Source organism: Cytobacillus sp. C11.1, assembly GCF_058145115.1.
The window spans coordinates 2,300,380-2,314,135 of the sequence record NZ_CM176935.1 but is presented as its reverse complement, the minus strand read 5'-3'; the positions used below and the strand labels follow the sequence as shown (position 1 = coordinate 2,314,135).

Sequence of the window (13,756 nt, the reverse complement as noted above, 5' to 3'; positions counted from 1 at the left end):
ACTTGCCGGTATCCTGTTCAGGAGGCCGGCATATTCAGTTGCTTCAAATATCTTTTAACCATGAATCGCTTTCCCATCAACTGCCAGAGCAGCTTCACCGATTGCTTCTGATAAAGTTGGGTGAGGGTGAATGGTATGAGCCACTTCCCATGGTGTAGCATCAAGGACACGCGCAAGGCCAGCTTCTGAAATCATATCTGTCACATGCGGGCCAATCATATGTACACCAAGGATATCGTCGGTATCTTTATCAGCAACTATTTTGACGAAGCCATCTGACTCTCCAAATACAAGTGCCTTGCCGATTGCGCGGAATGAGAACTTGCCAGTCTTTACATTAAAGCCTTTTTCTTTTGCTTCATCCTCTGTTAATCCTACACTTGCTGCCTCTGGTGCACTGTAAATACATTTGGAAACCAGGCTGTAATCAATTGGAGAAGGATTATGCCCAGCAATGTGCTCTACAGCAACAATCCCTTCATGGGATGCAACATGGGCAAGCTGAAGGCCGCCTATAACATCACCAATCGCATAGATATGGGATTCCTTTGTCTGGAAGTATTCATTCGTTGTAATGAAGCCTTTTTCAATTTGGATCTCTGTATTTTCTATGCCAATCCCCTCTACATTTGCCTGGCGGCCGACTGAAACAAGCAATTTTTCAGCAGAGAATTCCTTTTGTGACCCCTTCACTTCTGCAGAAATCGTTACGCCTTCTCCTTTTTGCAATGTTTCAGGAAGAACCTTGGCACCTGTAACTATTTTTACGCCTTTCTTTTTCATGAGGCGCTGCATTTCTTTTGATATTTCTTTATCTTCTGTAGGAATAATGCGATCTGCATATTCAAGAACTGTCACATCAGCACCGAAATCAGATAGCATTGAAGCCCATTCAATCCCGATTACACCGCCGCCGACAATAATGATGGAACTTGGAATTTCTTCCAAAGCCAGCGCCTCATCTGAAGTCATTACCAATTGGCCATCAATATCCAATCCTGGAAGACTGCGCGGACGCGAACCTGTAGCAACAATGACGTTCTTAGGGATCAGCATTTCGTTCTCGTCGCCATTGTTCATTTCAACAGAAATTGTGCCAGGCATTGGAGAAAAAATGGAAGGTCCCAAAATGCGTCCTATTCCTTCAAAAACATCAATCTTCCCCTGCTTCATTAGGTGCTGTACTCCCTTATGCAGCTGGTCAACGATTTTGTTCTTTCTTTCCTGAACTTTTCCAAAATTGATGGATACATCGCTTATAACAACACCAAAATCTTCACTATGTTTTGCTGTTGCAAAAACTTCAGCACTTCTCAATAATGCCTTACTTGGAATACACCCTTTGTGTAGGCAGGTTCCTCCCAGCTTGCCTTTTTCAACTATTGCCGTTTTTAATCCCAGCTGGGATGCACGGATGGCGGCTACATAACCGCCTGTGCCTCCGCCTAAGATGACTAAATCATACTCCTGTGCCAAGTTGCTTCCCCCTTTTTATTTGATTGCTGCTTTGTTTGCTGTTTTTCCTGGATATTCTTTTTCTTTTTCTTCACCGCGCAGGACACGCAAAGCCCCTTCTGCGAGTGCCTGAAGCTCATTTTCGCCTGGCTGGATAATTACATCAGCGATCCAGTTGATGCGCTCACTGATTTCTTTTACGAAACCTTTTCCATAAGCCAGGCCTCCTGTAAGAATGATGGCATCTACCTTGCCGCCCAGTATAGCACTGGCGGAGCCAATTTCTTTTGCAACTTGATAAGCCATTGCAGAATAAACCAGCTTAGCTTTTTCATCTCCATTTTCGATCATCTTTTCAACCTTTACAGCATCATTTGTTCCTAGATAACCGACAAGTCCGCCTTGTCCAACAAGCTTTTTCATAACTTCTTCACGATAAAAGCTTCCAGAGTAACAAAGTGCAACTAAATCGCCAGCAGGGACTGTTCCTGCCCGTTCAGGACTGAATGGTCCGTCGCCGTGCAAGCCGTTATTGACATCAACCACTCTGCCCTGCTTATGGGCACCAACCGTAATGCCGCCGCCCATATGAGTGACAATCAAGTTCAGCTCCTCATATCTCTTTCCAAGATCTTTTGCAACTCTTCTAGCAACAGCTTTTTGGTTCAGAGCGTGAAATATGCTTTTTCTTTCAATCATTGAAAAGCCGGAAATTCGGGCAATTGGATCAAGCTCATCAACCACAACCGGGTCAACAATATAAGATGGGATATTCAGCCCAGAAGCAATTTCATATGCAAGGATTCCGCCCAGGTTTGAAGCATGCTGACCTGAAAAACCAGCGCGCAAATCCTTAAGCATTGCCTCATTTACAGTATAAGTGCCCCCCTCTATGGGACGGAGCAGCCCGCCGCGGCCACATACAGCACTTAGCTTTGAAATATTGATCCCTTCATGATCCAATGTTTCAAGAATAGTGTTTTTACGGAATTCATATTGGTCGATAATATTTTCAAATGAGTTAATGACATCTGTATCATGGCGCAATGTTTTTTCCAGGACAGAAATCTCATTATCGAAAACTCCAATCTTTGTTGAAGTGGATCCCGGATTGATGACGAGAATTCGATGTTCTTGTTCTAGCACGTTTAAACCTCCATTAGAAAGCGGAAAACTCCCTTGTAATGAGAAACCTTTTACAAAGGAACTCAAGCTGCCGCTGCGTATTTTTTCAGTTCTATATTTAAAGGCAAAGACGCTGAATTTTCATTCAGCGTTTTTGCTTTCCGGGCATAAATGGCCATGGATTCAATGACTCCTATTCAATTCGGCCATTGCCTGTTTTATCTGCGGCTTAGGATATGGTGGCCGTTTTGCAAAAATTGGCCTCGGGAATTGCGCATTCTTTCAATTCTTTCCTCAGCCATACGGTCAGCCGCCTTGTATGTTGGTATGCCATCTCTTTTAGCAATTTCAATAACTTTTTCAATATTATTGTAAACAGTTTCAACTTTTTTCATGGCGCGTTCACGGTTGTAGCCGTATAACTCATCTGCAACGTTAATAACCCCGCCAGCATTTATGACATAGTCAGGGGCGTAGACGATGCCCATTTCATGTATTTGATCGCCATGGCGTGTTTCCTTAAGCTGATTGTTGGCAGCTCCTGCGATAACTTTTGCTTTTAGCTGAGGAATTGTATCATCATTAATGGTTGCACCTAATGCACATGGAGCGTAAATATCACAATCAACTCCATAAATTTCATTTGGCTCAACAGCTTTTGCGCCAAATTCTTCAACTGCACGCTGAACTGCTTCTTTATTAATATCCGTTACAATCAGCTGAGCTCCTTCTTCATGCAGGTGGCGGCAAAGATTGTACGCAACATTTCCAACACCCTGAACAGCAATTGTTTTGCCTTCCAAAGAGTCTGTTCCAAAGGCTGCTTTTGCTGCGGCTTTCATTCCTCTGTATACGCCATAGGCAGTTACAGGTGAAGGATTTCCTGAAGAGCCGAAAGCTGGTGATATTCCCGTTACATAATCAGTCTCCTCGTGGATCAGGTCCATATCAGCTACAGTAGTCCCTACATCCTCTGCAGTGATGTAACGGCCGTTTAAGCCTTGAATATAGCGTCCGAAGGCACGGAACATTTCTTCATTTTTGTCTTTGCGCGGATCGCCGATAATAACTGTTTTTCCGCCCCCAAGATTTAAGCCGGCAGCCGCGTTTTTATAAGTCATGCCGCGGGCAAGGCGAAGCGCATCTTCGATAGCCGCTCCTTCGGATTCATAAGTCCACATGCGCGTTCCCCCAAGGGCAGGTCCCAAAGTGGTGTCGTGAATGGCAATAATAGCCTTTAATCCTGATTGCTTATCCTGGCAAAAAACAACTTGCTCATAATCATAAGTTTCTAAGTATTTGAAGATTTCCATCTTAAAATTCCTCCCCGGATTCTTTTAAAGAAGTATGTTATTTTCATCTGGTATATCGTGTTTTTACAGCAGGCAATCAAGCCGCATAATATTCTATTTTGCAGAGCAGATAGCTAACGCTAAAGAATACACTTTGCTTTCAGCAGAATCAGACCTGGATGTTAGAACGATAGGCGCCTTAGCGCCGGCAATAACCGCGCCTACCTTTGCTTTAGCAAAGTAGACGAGAGATTTATATAAAGCATTCCCCACTTCTATTGTGGGCACTAATAATATGTCTGCCTGTCCGGCAACCTCACTCTTTATCCCCTTATGTTCGGCAGCCTCAAAAGAAATTGCATTATCTAAAGCCAAAGGGCCATCCACAACACAATCTTTAATTTGTCCCCGCTTGTTCATAAGAGTTAAAGCAGCCGCATCCAGCGTGGCCTGCATAGCCGGATTAACAACCTCCACAGCAGCAATCGGTGCAACCAGCGGCTTCTCAATCCCGATGCTTCTTGCTATATTAACTGCGTTTTTCACTATTTGGGCTTTCTGATTAAGATCAGGTGCAATATTCATAGCTGCATCTGTTATAATTGTAAATCGGTCAAAGCCTGGAACCTCAAACACCGCAACATGCGATAAAGCATTTCCTGTTCTTAAACCGAAATCTTTATTCAAAACAGCTTTTAAGATTCCTGCAGTAGGAATATTCCCTTTCATCAAAACGTTAGCTTTAAGTTCCTGTACAGCCCTCACAGCCTGTTCTGCCGCCGAAGCTGCAGTATCTGCATGAATGATTTTCAGCTTAGGGCTTTCAAATATTTCACTATACTTCTGATTTATTAACTCGTGAATCTTTTCTTCATTTCCGAATAATAAAAAGCTTGCTAAGTTAAGCTTAATCGCTTCTGCGACAGCTTCCAGCACTTCTTCGTCCTCTGCTGCAGCTACGGCTACCGTTTTTTCATCATATTGGGTTGCTCTTGCTATAAGCGAATCCAATTCCATCTGTTCAACCCCCTTACCAGAAAAAGCGCAAGGCACTAAGCCAAGCTTCTTCACTTTACTTTCAAATCTTGATGCTGCATCCGATTTTAATACTTGCAAGAAGTGTGCCAACTTACAAACCCCATGAAAGCGCTTTACTCACTCCACTAAAACATGAAAAAAATTGCACACTATGAAAATTATTGCATGCTATTATTTGCAATATTATATTTCTCCAGCTTATAGTAAAGATTTCTTACAGACAAACCAAGCGTTTTTGCTGTCAGCGTTTTATTCCCCTCCAGCTTCTGAAGGGTCTGCCTGATCATTTTTTCCTCATATTGCTCAACTAATTGGGACAAAGTTTTATCCTTCGTTGCCTCGCTAATTTCCTGACTGGCAGCTGGGCTATTCGAGCTGAGGAGTTCCGGGATATGCCTTTCCTCTATTTCCGTTTCGTTGTAGCTCATAAAGATGATTGCTCTCCCGAGAATATTATCCAGTTCCCTTACGTTCCCTGGCCAATCATAGGCCATCAGCTTTCTAATCGCTTTTTCCGTTACTCCCTCGACATTTCGCCCATATTCCTGATTAATTTTTTGAATCAGCCTGCTGCTAAGCAGCGTGATATCCTCCTTCCTTCTTCTTAAAGGAGGAATATGTATCGGCATCCTATTAAGCCTATAGTATAAGTCTTCCCTGAAAGTGCCACTTGCAATTCCTTTTTCTAAATTGACATTTGTTGCAGCAATTACCCTAACATCAATATGAATTGGCTTTGTACCGCCAACCCGGGTTATTTCATGCTCCTGCAGAACCCTGAGTAGCTTGGCTTGAGTATTGGCCGTCAACTCACCAATTTCATCCAGAAAGATGCTCCCTTTATTGGCTTCTTCAAAAAGTCCTCGTTTTCCGCCTCTTTTCGCTCCGGAAAACGCACCCTCCTCATAACCGAACAGCTCGCTTTCCAATAGGGATTCAGATAAAGCAGCACAGTTTACCCTTATAAACTTGTTATATTTTCTGTCACTGGCATTATGGATTGCATGAGCAAATAGTTCTTTGCCTGTACCGGATTCGCCCCGGAGCAAAACCGTTGCTGGTGTTTTTGCGCCGAGCTTTGCCTGCTCAATGGCAATGGTCATTTCTTCTGATGTTCCAATGATATCCTCAAATGAATATTTTGCCTCTAAGGTTCGGATAATCTGCCTGGCCCGATTCAATTCCTGATTGAGACTTTGAATTTCCGAGACATCATGAATGACGCCTACACTTCCTTTTAATTTTCCATTGACGATAACAGGAGCGACATTAACCACAACATCCTTCCTTTTGGGTCCGACCCTCATGGCCACTCCCCTCATCGCTCTTCTTGTTTGGAGCACCTTCATATGTACACTTTCCCCTTCAGAGATGTCTGTGGTCGCAGGCTGACCGATCACTTCTTCCTCTTTAAGCCCTGTCAGACGTGAATAAGCCGGATTTATCAATATCCCTTTTCCATTTTCGTCTACAACTGAAATAGCTTCTTCACTGGACTGGATAATCGCCTGAAGCATTGTCTGTATTTCCTTGAGATCTGTTATTTCCTCTGCAAGCGAAACTACCTCAGTAATATCTTTAAAGACCGCAAAGGCACCCATCAGCTCATTATTTTCTCCAAGCATCGGTATTCTCGTCGTAATGATTTTAAGGCCATTGCCTAAGATCATTTCCTGGTTGGCCTCTAACCTTCTTGTTTCCAATACTCTGGGCAGCAGGCTATCCGTTATAACATCATTTACCTTTTGGCCAATGGCATCTTTTCTTTTTATTTCCGTCATTCTCTCTGCACTTCGATTAAAAACAGTAATCTCGGCATTATTATTAATGACTATCATGCCATCATCAGTAGAATTAAAAATCAGATCATGTTTATATGCTTCATTTCTAAATTTAGTAATCAGCTCTTCCTTTTCCTCAAGCAGCTTTGCGATTAAATAAGCAACACTTCCCGGTATTAGAACGGTGTCCTTGCTTCTTGCTTCTCTAATATCTACAAAGACCTGATCATTTCCTGTAACTTCAACAATAATATCTATATTTTGATTCATGAATTCACGCCAATTGGCGCCAAACGGAATCCCACTTTCTTTCGCAAGCTTCAGTCCAGGAGCATCGGTATTAATATCTACCATAGCTTTAACATCCAAAACAGCTGTTTCTTTTATAATTTTTAATATGGCCGTTCCGCCTTTTCCTGCTCCTACTATCATTACTGTTTGCATCATTTAACCCGCTTTCACTGAAAATCTTTGCATACTCATTCATATGATCATGCAATATTCTTCACGGTTATATTTTAGCATAGTTGCTGGACTTGACAAATTTCTTTAATGATTTATTATTTCGATAGATGACTTCGATATGAAGGGAACTGTTATATGATCAGACTAATTGCATTATTGATTCTTTTGCTTCCAGGGGTATTAGCTGTTTATGGAATAAAATTAATGAGAGATATGGTCTTTGGCAACCTGCAGAGCCCATTTCCATATTTATGGCTGCAATTTACTGCAGGATTGCTGTTTTTAATAATCGGGCTTGGCTTTATCGCAGGCTTTATCCTTTACCGCGATCGGAAAAGAAACAAGGTGCAAGCACGGTTTAAGATTAAATAAATTTAATGAAGTGAGGGGAACATCCGTGAGACCATTGCAAATCTCGCCGGAAACAGCTATTAAACTGTCAGAGAAACTTAATCTTCCTTTGGAGCAAATTATGCATATGCCGCAGCATATATTGATTCAGAAAATGATCGAGCTTGAAAAGGAAGAAAAGTAAAATACAAAAAAGGTTCAGCATGAATTAAAATTTCACGCTGAACCTTTTTTATTGCACTTAAAAACGCCCCTTTAAAGGAGCGTTGAAAGAACTTGATGAAATTTATAAGTACGTTATTTTAATCCTTACCCTTTCAAGAAGCCTTATGCTCCAAACGGAGCTTGTCAGCAACCATCGCGATGAATTCGGAGTTTGTTGGCTTTGCTTTTGTCATGCTGACTGTGTATCCAAACAGAGATGAAATGGAATCAATATTCCCGCGGCTCCAGGCAACTTCAATTGCATGTCGGATCGCACGTTCCACACGGCTCGCAGTAGTGTTAAACTTCTTTGCAATATCAGGATACAGCACTTTTGTAATGGAACCGAGAAGTTCAATATCATTGTATACCATAGAGATGGCTTCACGAAGATATAAATAGCCCTTAATATGGGCAGGAACACCAATTTCATGGATGATGCTTGTGATGCTTGCATCCAGGTTCTTTGGCTTTGCCTCTGCCTGTTGGCGATATGCAGGAGATGGCTTCCGAAGTACAGCACTGGACTTTCCGCTGACCTGGCGAATATGGCTTGCCAAATTGTCCATATCAAATGGTTTCAGGATAAAGTAGGATGCTCCCAAGTCAACTGCCTTCTTAGTAACATCTTCCTGGCCAAAAGCAGTCAGCATAATGACGTTAGGGAGAGTATTCAAATTTAAGTCTCTCATCTTTTCAAGGACTGCAAGTCCATCTAAATGAGGCATGATTATATCTAATACAAGAACGTCTGGGTGAGTATGCTCCAAAACATCCAAACATTCCTGTCCATTATGGGCTACCCCTGCAACTTCCATATCTTCCTGAGAAGATATATATTCTTCTAAAAGGCCGACTAGCTCCCTGTTGTCATCCACAACACAAACTTTTATTTTCTTCACTTACTTTCCTCCTCGGTCCAATTATGGTCTCTTTTGAAATATGTTCAAAAAAATTGAACACGCTCTTTTCGGTATCTATTTTCTATTCTAAATGACAAATTCGACAATGCAACAAAAAATCCTTTAGTTTTTTGAAAATTTCTTAAAAAACCGGCGAAATCTTAATTTTTCTTTTGTTTTCTTCTCTTTTCGACTACTTTCGTCATTTACTTTAACTTTCAAATGGTTTTGTCGAAAAATCTTTATGGAATCTATTTTAACATAAAAATAAAAAAAGACGGGATTATCCCGCCTTTTTTCATTTATCCATTTTTATTTTTTTACGATGCTTTTTCCTCTGTCTTTTCATATATATTAATACCGGCTTCATTTAACATCCATTCTATATGGACACCATATCCGGAAGTCGGGTCATTTACAAAAACATGGGTTACTGCTCCAATAATTTTGCCATTCTGTATAATCGGGCTTCCACTCATCCCCTGAACAATACCGCCTGTTTTATCCAATAGCTTTTGGTCTGTAACTTTTATAACCATACCTTTGGTTGCAGGGAATTTTTGCGGAATGGTGCTTACTATTTCAATATCAAAGAGCGAAACTTCATCATTATCGACCACAGTCAAGATTTGTGCCGGACCTTCTTTTACTTGATGCGATAGTGCAATAGGCATAGGTTTGTCAAAAATTCCATTCTTCATATCACGGTTTAATTCGCCAAATATTCCGAAAGGGCTGTTTCTGACAATATTCCCGATGATTTCTTTATCCGAAGAGAATCGAGCCAGTTTTTCACCCGGATTTCCGTTGCTGCCTTTTTCTATCGAAGTAACAGTGGATCTGACAATTTGACCGTCCTCCACCACAATCGGTTTCTTGGTATCCATATCAGAAATAACATGGCCCAAGGCCCCATATTTCTTTGATTCAGGGTGATAAAAAGTCATTGTGCCGATACCGGCTGCGGAATCCCGAATATAAAGTCCAAGCTTATAGGTTTCCTCGCCTTTTTCTTTCAAAGGTGTAAGCTCGGTCTTTACTTTGCCGCTTTCACGGCTGACAACAATCTGGAGCGGATTACCCGACTTTCCTGCTTCCTGAACAAATGGAGCTACATCTGACATCTTCTCGATTTTCTTGCCATTAATTTCTGTAATGATATCTCCTATTTTTATGCCCGCAGTTTCACCCGGTGAAGCTTTTCCTTCAAGAGTATTTACCTGGTGATGGCCTACAACCAACACGCCTACAGTATTAAGCTTTACCCCAATACTTTGACCGCCAGGGATAACTTTGAAATCCTTTAAAACGTTAACATCAACCTTCTTTATCGGAAAACCAGCCAATTCTAAAAACATTTCATTTTTTCCGTTCTCTCGTGCTTGAAGAGAAACTGAATTGTTATCTTCTTTCAGTGATATACTTGAATTATCTATGGACAAGCCAGCTGATACGGCTTCTGCTTTTACAAAATCAAGCTGTTGTCCTTCAAAAAGAGTTATATTTGCAGGTATTTGCAAATAATCTTGAACAGGCTTAGAAAAACCTAATGCAATTAATGAAACAAGGAGAATTCCACCAATTATTTTACGCAGTACTTCATATGTCAAATTTTTCACTCTCCTCGCTTCTAGTCCCCCACGTTAAATGGCTACATCTTTAATTTTGCCTGCATTGAAGGCATTTATAACAGCCATTGATATAAAAAAAGCTATCCTTCTTTGGATAGCTTTTCAAGGTATCAGCGCCCTGCCTGCCCATGCTGCTTTTTGTAAAAGAAAAGCATAGGCTTTGGACATCTGGTAATTATTTTAACTGATTCGCCAGCTGGAGTAACTCTTTGGCATGCTCTTTCGTCAAATCAGTGATCTCTACCCCGGAAATCATTCGACCGATTTCTTTAATTTTTTCATCATCCGTTAATGGTTTGACAGTTGTTTTTGTTCGCCCGTCTTTTGTGTTTTTGGCAATAAATAAATGTGTATCTGCCATTGCAGCAACCTGCGGCAGGTGAGAAATGCATAAGACTTGCGAATTTACGGAAACATGATGAATTTTTTCAGCAATTGCCTGTGCGACCCGACCGCTGACCCCTGTGTCTACCTCATCGAAAATGATACTGGTAACACCCTGATGCTTTGAAAAAATGCTTTTTAAAGCCAGCATAATTCTGGACAGCTCCCCACCAGATGCAATCTTCGACAATGGTTTGACGGGCTCCCCAGGGTTGGTGGAAATATAAAATTCTGCCCTGTCAATCCCATTCTTTAAAAAGCTGTCATGTTCAGATGAGAATCTGACTTCAAAAACGGTCTTTTCCATGTATAATTCCTTAAGTTCTTTATGGATTAACTTTGTTAATTGACGTGCCGCCTTTTTCCTAAGCTGGCTCAGTTCTTCCGCTTCGACCAGAAGATCTTTTTTCAGCGCTGAAACTTCCTTTTCGAGTTTATCTATGTGCGTCTCTTTATTTTGCAGAGTCTCGATTTCCTCTTCAATCTTTGCTGCATACTCAAGGACTTCTTCCACCGTCTTCCCATACTTGCGTTTTAAACCGTTAATTTCGTTTAACCTGTCTTCTATTTCATTGAGCCGCTGAGGATCATATTCCATAAAGTCCATTTCATTCCGGAGTGATCTTGCAGCGTCCTCAAGCAAATAAAAGCTGTTTGAAACATTCTCGGCTATTTCTTGAAAGGCAGGGTCTAGCCCGGCTGCATCCTGCAAATGCCCCATAACCATCCCTATCCAGTCAAGCCCCTTTTGGTCGCCTTGAAGGCCGTTATAACCCGATTGAAGGGAATCATAAATACGCTCAAAGTTCGAAAGCTTTCTTCTTTCTTCAAATAGCTCATCATCTTCATTTATTTTTAACTGCGCCGACTGGATTTCATCCATCTGAAATTGTATTAAGTCCAGCCTGTGTGCCATTTGCTGTTCATTTTCGCTTAAATTTTTGAGTCTCTTTAACGTACTTTCATACGATCTGTAAATCCCTTGATATTCTGCTAAAGCGTTTGATAATTTATTCCCGCCAAATTGATCCAGGAGTGTTAAATGCAGTGTATCATCCATTAGCTCCTGATGCTCATGCTGCCCGTGGATATCAATGAGGGTACTTCCTATTTCCCGTAAGGTTGAGATTGTAACTAGTTTCCCGTTAACCCTGCAGACACTCTTCCCTGACTTCGATATATCCCTCCGCAGAACGACCATGCCATCTTCGATATCTATGCCAAATTCAGATGTCTTTTTATAGCTGGGATGTTTGGGGTCATCCAGTTGAAATAACCCTTCAATTTCAGCCTTTTCCTCCCCATGGCGAACAAACTCGGCTGATCCCCTGCCGCCTACAAGCAAATGAATCGCATCAATAATGATGGACTTCCCTGCCCCGGTTTCACCGGTTAAAACAGTTAAGCCCTTTTCAAATGAGACAGAAAGGGCTTCTATAATAGCAAAATTTCGTATTGATATTTCATTTAACATCTTATCACCTCATTAGAAAAGCAGAGGCGCCTCACTCACCCCAGACAAGACGGGCCTCACGGGAAGATGTTCTCTACCCTTCTGGGAGGCTTGTCTTGTGACCTCGCGGGGTAGGCGCTGAAGCTAGACATGTATTGAAGTACTGACTCATTAATCTAAAGCATTTCAAGAAATCGGTTTGAAATCGCTTCTGTATCCTCTGGTGTTTTGCATATGATTAAACATGTATCATCGCCGCAAATGGTTCCCAAAATTTCATCCCAGTCCAAATTATCAATGAGAGCCCCAATGGCCATTGCATTCCCGGGAAGAGTCTTCATAACAAGCAGGTGTCCTGCTGTATCCACTCTGACAAAGGCATCCATCAGATTTCTTTTCAGCTTTTGCAGTGGATTAAAGCGCTGATCCGCAGGAAGGCTGTATTTATACCTTCCATCCATTAATGGAACCTTTACAAGATGAAGTTCTTTAATATCCCTCGAGACTGTTGCTTGGGTTACATTAAATCCCGCATTCTTTAGTTCATCAACAAGGTCATCCTGAGTTTCAATATCGTTATTCGTTATAATCTCGCGAATTTTGATGTGTCTCTGGCCTTTATTCACTTTTATCACCTCTATAATTAAACCGCTTACCGGCTTGCACGCTAGCTTTTACAAATCCAATTAATAATTAAAGTATAATCTAATCCTATGTTAGCCGATTTTCCCTATAAAGTACAATTTTTCCCCATAATAATATACTAATTCGTTAAACATCGACAAAATCCTTTCTTGCTGAAACAAATAAAAAGGAATAGGCTTCCGCCTATTCCTCCCCATTCCCATGCTTTATCTTTAACTCGGCATGCGCTTCTTTTACTATCGCATCAGGCTGAAGCTTTAAAAGATCTTCTCCTTCTTCTTTGCTGCCTGCCCAATGCAGATGAAGTAAAAATTCTATATTTCCGTCTCCCCCCGTAATTGGCGAGAAAGATGCATCTCTCACATCAAATCCAAGGCCAAGCGAAAATTCAATAATTTTTTCAAGTACTGATACATGGACTTTCGGATCTCTGACGATTCCCTTTTTCCCTACCTGTTCACGGCCTGCCTCGAACTGTGGCTTAACAAGAGCCACCACATTACTTCCGGGTACAAGAAGTGTTTTGAGGACAGGCAGAATCAATTTTAGCGATATGAAAGAAACATCTATCGAAGCAAAGTCAGGCATCCCTGCAGTGAGATCGGCTGGCGTTACATAGCGGAAGTTTGTCCTTTCCATGACGACTACCCGTTCATCCTGTCTTAACTTCCAGGCAAGCTGATTATAGCCTACATCCAGAGCGTAAGACATCTTTGCCCCGTTTTGCAGCGCACAATCTGTAAAGCCGCCTGTCGAGGCACCAATATCAAGCAATATTTTGCCTTCTACATTTAAATCAAATTCCTTCAGGGCCTTTTCAAGCTTTAGCCCGCCGCGGCTGACATAAGGCATCACTTTCCCTTTTAAAGTTAAAGGAATATCAACACTTACTTTCTCGCCGGGCTTATCAAGGCGGCTTTCATTACTGAATACCAGGCCAGCCATTACAGCTCTTTTGGCTTTTTCCCTTGTCTCAGCAAGCCCTCTTTCAACTAATAAAACGTCTATTCGTTCTTTCTTTGTTTTCATT

At 41.6% G+C, this 13,756-nt stretch carries 12 protein-coding genes; 2 read left to right on the top strand and 10 right to left on the bottom strand.

Annotated elements, in window-relative coordinates; all coding sequences use genetic code 11:
• Positions 1-54: 54 nt before the first annotated feature.
• The 5 genes from lpdA to AC3ZVC_RS11415 form a co-directional block, all read right to left on the bottom strand.
• The gene (gene lpdA, locus AC3ZVC_RS11435) at positions 55-1,476 is read right to left on the bottom strand and encodes a dihydrolipoyl dehydrogenase (RefSeq protein WP_490068532.1); all 1,422 of its coding nucleotides are present in this window, start codon (positions 1,474-1,476) and stop codon (positions 55-57) included.
• Between the two features lie 15 nt (positions 1,477-1,491).
• Positions 1,492-2,601, bottom strand: a complete 1,110-nt coding sequence (gene buk / locus AC3ZVC_RS11430; protein WP_490068530.1) for a butyrate kinase — start codon at positions 2,599-2,601, stop codon at positions 1,492-1,494.
• A gap of 197 nt (positions 2,602-2,798) precedes the next feature.
• Positions 2,799-3,893 (bottom strand): branched-chain amino acid dehydrogenase, encoded by a 1,095-nt coding sequence (bcd, locus tag AC3ZVC_RS11425; RefSeq protein WP_490068529.1) that lies wholly within the window; start codon positions 3,891-3,893, stop codon positions 2,799-2,801.
• Between the two features lie 93 nt (positions 3,894-3,986).
• Positions 3,987-4,889, bottom strand: a complete 903-nt coding sequence (gene yqiS, locus AC3ZVC_RS11420; protein WP_490068910.1) for a phosphate butyryltransferase — start codon at positions 4,887-4,889, stop codon at positions 3,987-3,989.
• 179 nt (positions 4,890-5,068) lie between these two features.
• Positions 5,069-7,135: a sigma-54 interaction domain-containing protein gene (locus tag AC3ZVC_RS11415; RefSeq protein WP_490068909.1), complete on the bottom strand. Its 2,067-nt coding sequence runs from the start codon at positions 7,133-7,135 to the stop codon at positions 5,069-5,071.
• A 156-nt stretch (positions 7,136-7,291) separates the two neighbouring features.
• Here AC3ZVC_RS11415 and AC3ZVC_RS11410 point away from each other — a divergent pair, with 156 nt between their 5' ends.
• Positions 7,292-7,528, top strand: coding sequence for a DUF2627 domain-containing protein (locus tag AC3ZVC_RS11410; RefSeq protein ID WP_490068528.1), 237 nt, complete (start codon positions 7,292-7,294; stop codon positions 7,526-7,528).
• 25 nt (positions 7,529-7,553) lie between these two features.
• Positions 7,554-7,691, top strand: a complete 138-nt coding sequence (locus tag AC3ZVC_RS11405; protein WP_490068527.1) for a YycC family protein — start codon at positions 7,554-7,556, stop codon at positions 7,689-7,691.
• 133 nt (positions 7,692-7,824) lie between these two features.
• On the opposite strand, the gene spo0A is transcribed toward AC3ZVC_RS11405, so the two are convergent.
• From spo0A to AC3ZVC_RS11380, 5 genes are all read right to left on the bottom strand, one after another.
• Positions 7,825-8,613: a sporulation transcription factor Spo0A gene (spo0A, locus tag AC3ZVC_RS11400; RefSeq protein ID WP_490068526.1), complete on the bottom strand. Its 789-nt coding sequence runs from the start codon at positions 8,611-8,613 to the stop codon at positions 7,825-7,827.
• 320 nt (positions 8,614-8,933) lie between these two features.
• Entirely contained in the window at positions 8,934-10,223 is a 1,290-nt protein-coding gene (gene spoIVB, locus AC3ZVC_RS11395) for a SpoIVB peptidase (RefSeq protein WP_490068525.1), read from the bottom strand.
• A gap of 196 nt (positions 10,224-10,419) precedes the next feature.
• Positions 10,420-12,102, bottom strand: a complete 1,683-nt coding sequence (gene recN, locus AC3ZVC_RS11390; protein ID WP_490068524.1) for a DNA repair protein RecN — start codon at positions 12,100-12,102, stop codon at positions 10,420-10,422.
• Between the two features lie 155 nt (positions 12,103-12,257).
• Positions 12,258-12,707 (bottom strand): transcriptional regulator AhrC/ArgR, encoded by a 450-nt coding sequence (ahrC, locus tag AC3ZVC_RS11385; RefSeq protein ID WP_214722914.1) that lies wholly within the window; start codon positions 12,705-12,707, stop codon positions 12,258-12,260.
• Between the two features lie 202 nt (positions 12,708-12,909).
• Positions 12,910-13,755 carry a TlyA family RNA methyltransferase gene (locus AC3ZVC_RS11380; RefSeq protein WP_490068523.1) on the bottom strand — a complete coding sequence of 282 codons (846 nt, stop codon included), beginning with the start codon at positions 13,753-13,755 and terminating at the stop codon, positions 12,910-12,912.
• Position 13,756 lies beyond the last annotated feature (1 nt).

Coding starts and splice junctions, on each gene's coding strand:
- recN (WP_490068524.1), bottom strand. CDS start 12,102: ATGTTAAATGAAATATCAATACGAAATTTTGCTATTATAGAAGCCCTT.
- yqiS (WP_490068910.1), bottom strand. CDS start 4,889: ATGGAATTGGATTCGCTTATAGCAAGAGCAACCCAATATGATGAAAAA.
- bcd (WP_490068529.1), bottom strand. CDS start 3,893: ATGGAAATCTTCAAATACTTAGAAACTTATGATTATGAGCAAGTTGTT.
- AC3ZVC_RS11410 (WP_490068528.1), top strand. CDS start 7,292: ATGATCAGACTAATTGCATTATTGATTCTTTTGCTTCCAGGGGTATTA.
- AC3ZVC_RS11415 (WP_490068909.1), bottom strand. CDS start 7,135: ATGCAAACAGTAATGATAGTAGGAGCAGGAAAAGGCGGAACGGCCATA.
- AC3ZVC_RS11380 (WP_490068523.1), bottom strand. CDS start 13,755: ATGAAAACAAAGAAAGAACGAATAGACGTTTTATTAGTTGAAAGAGGG.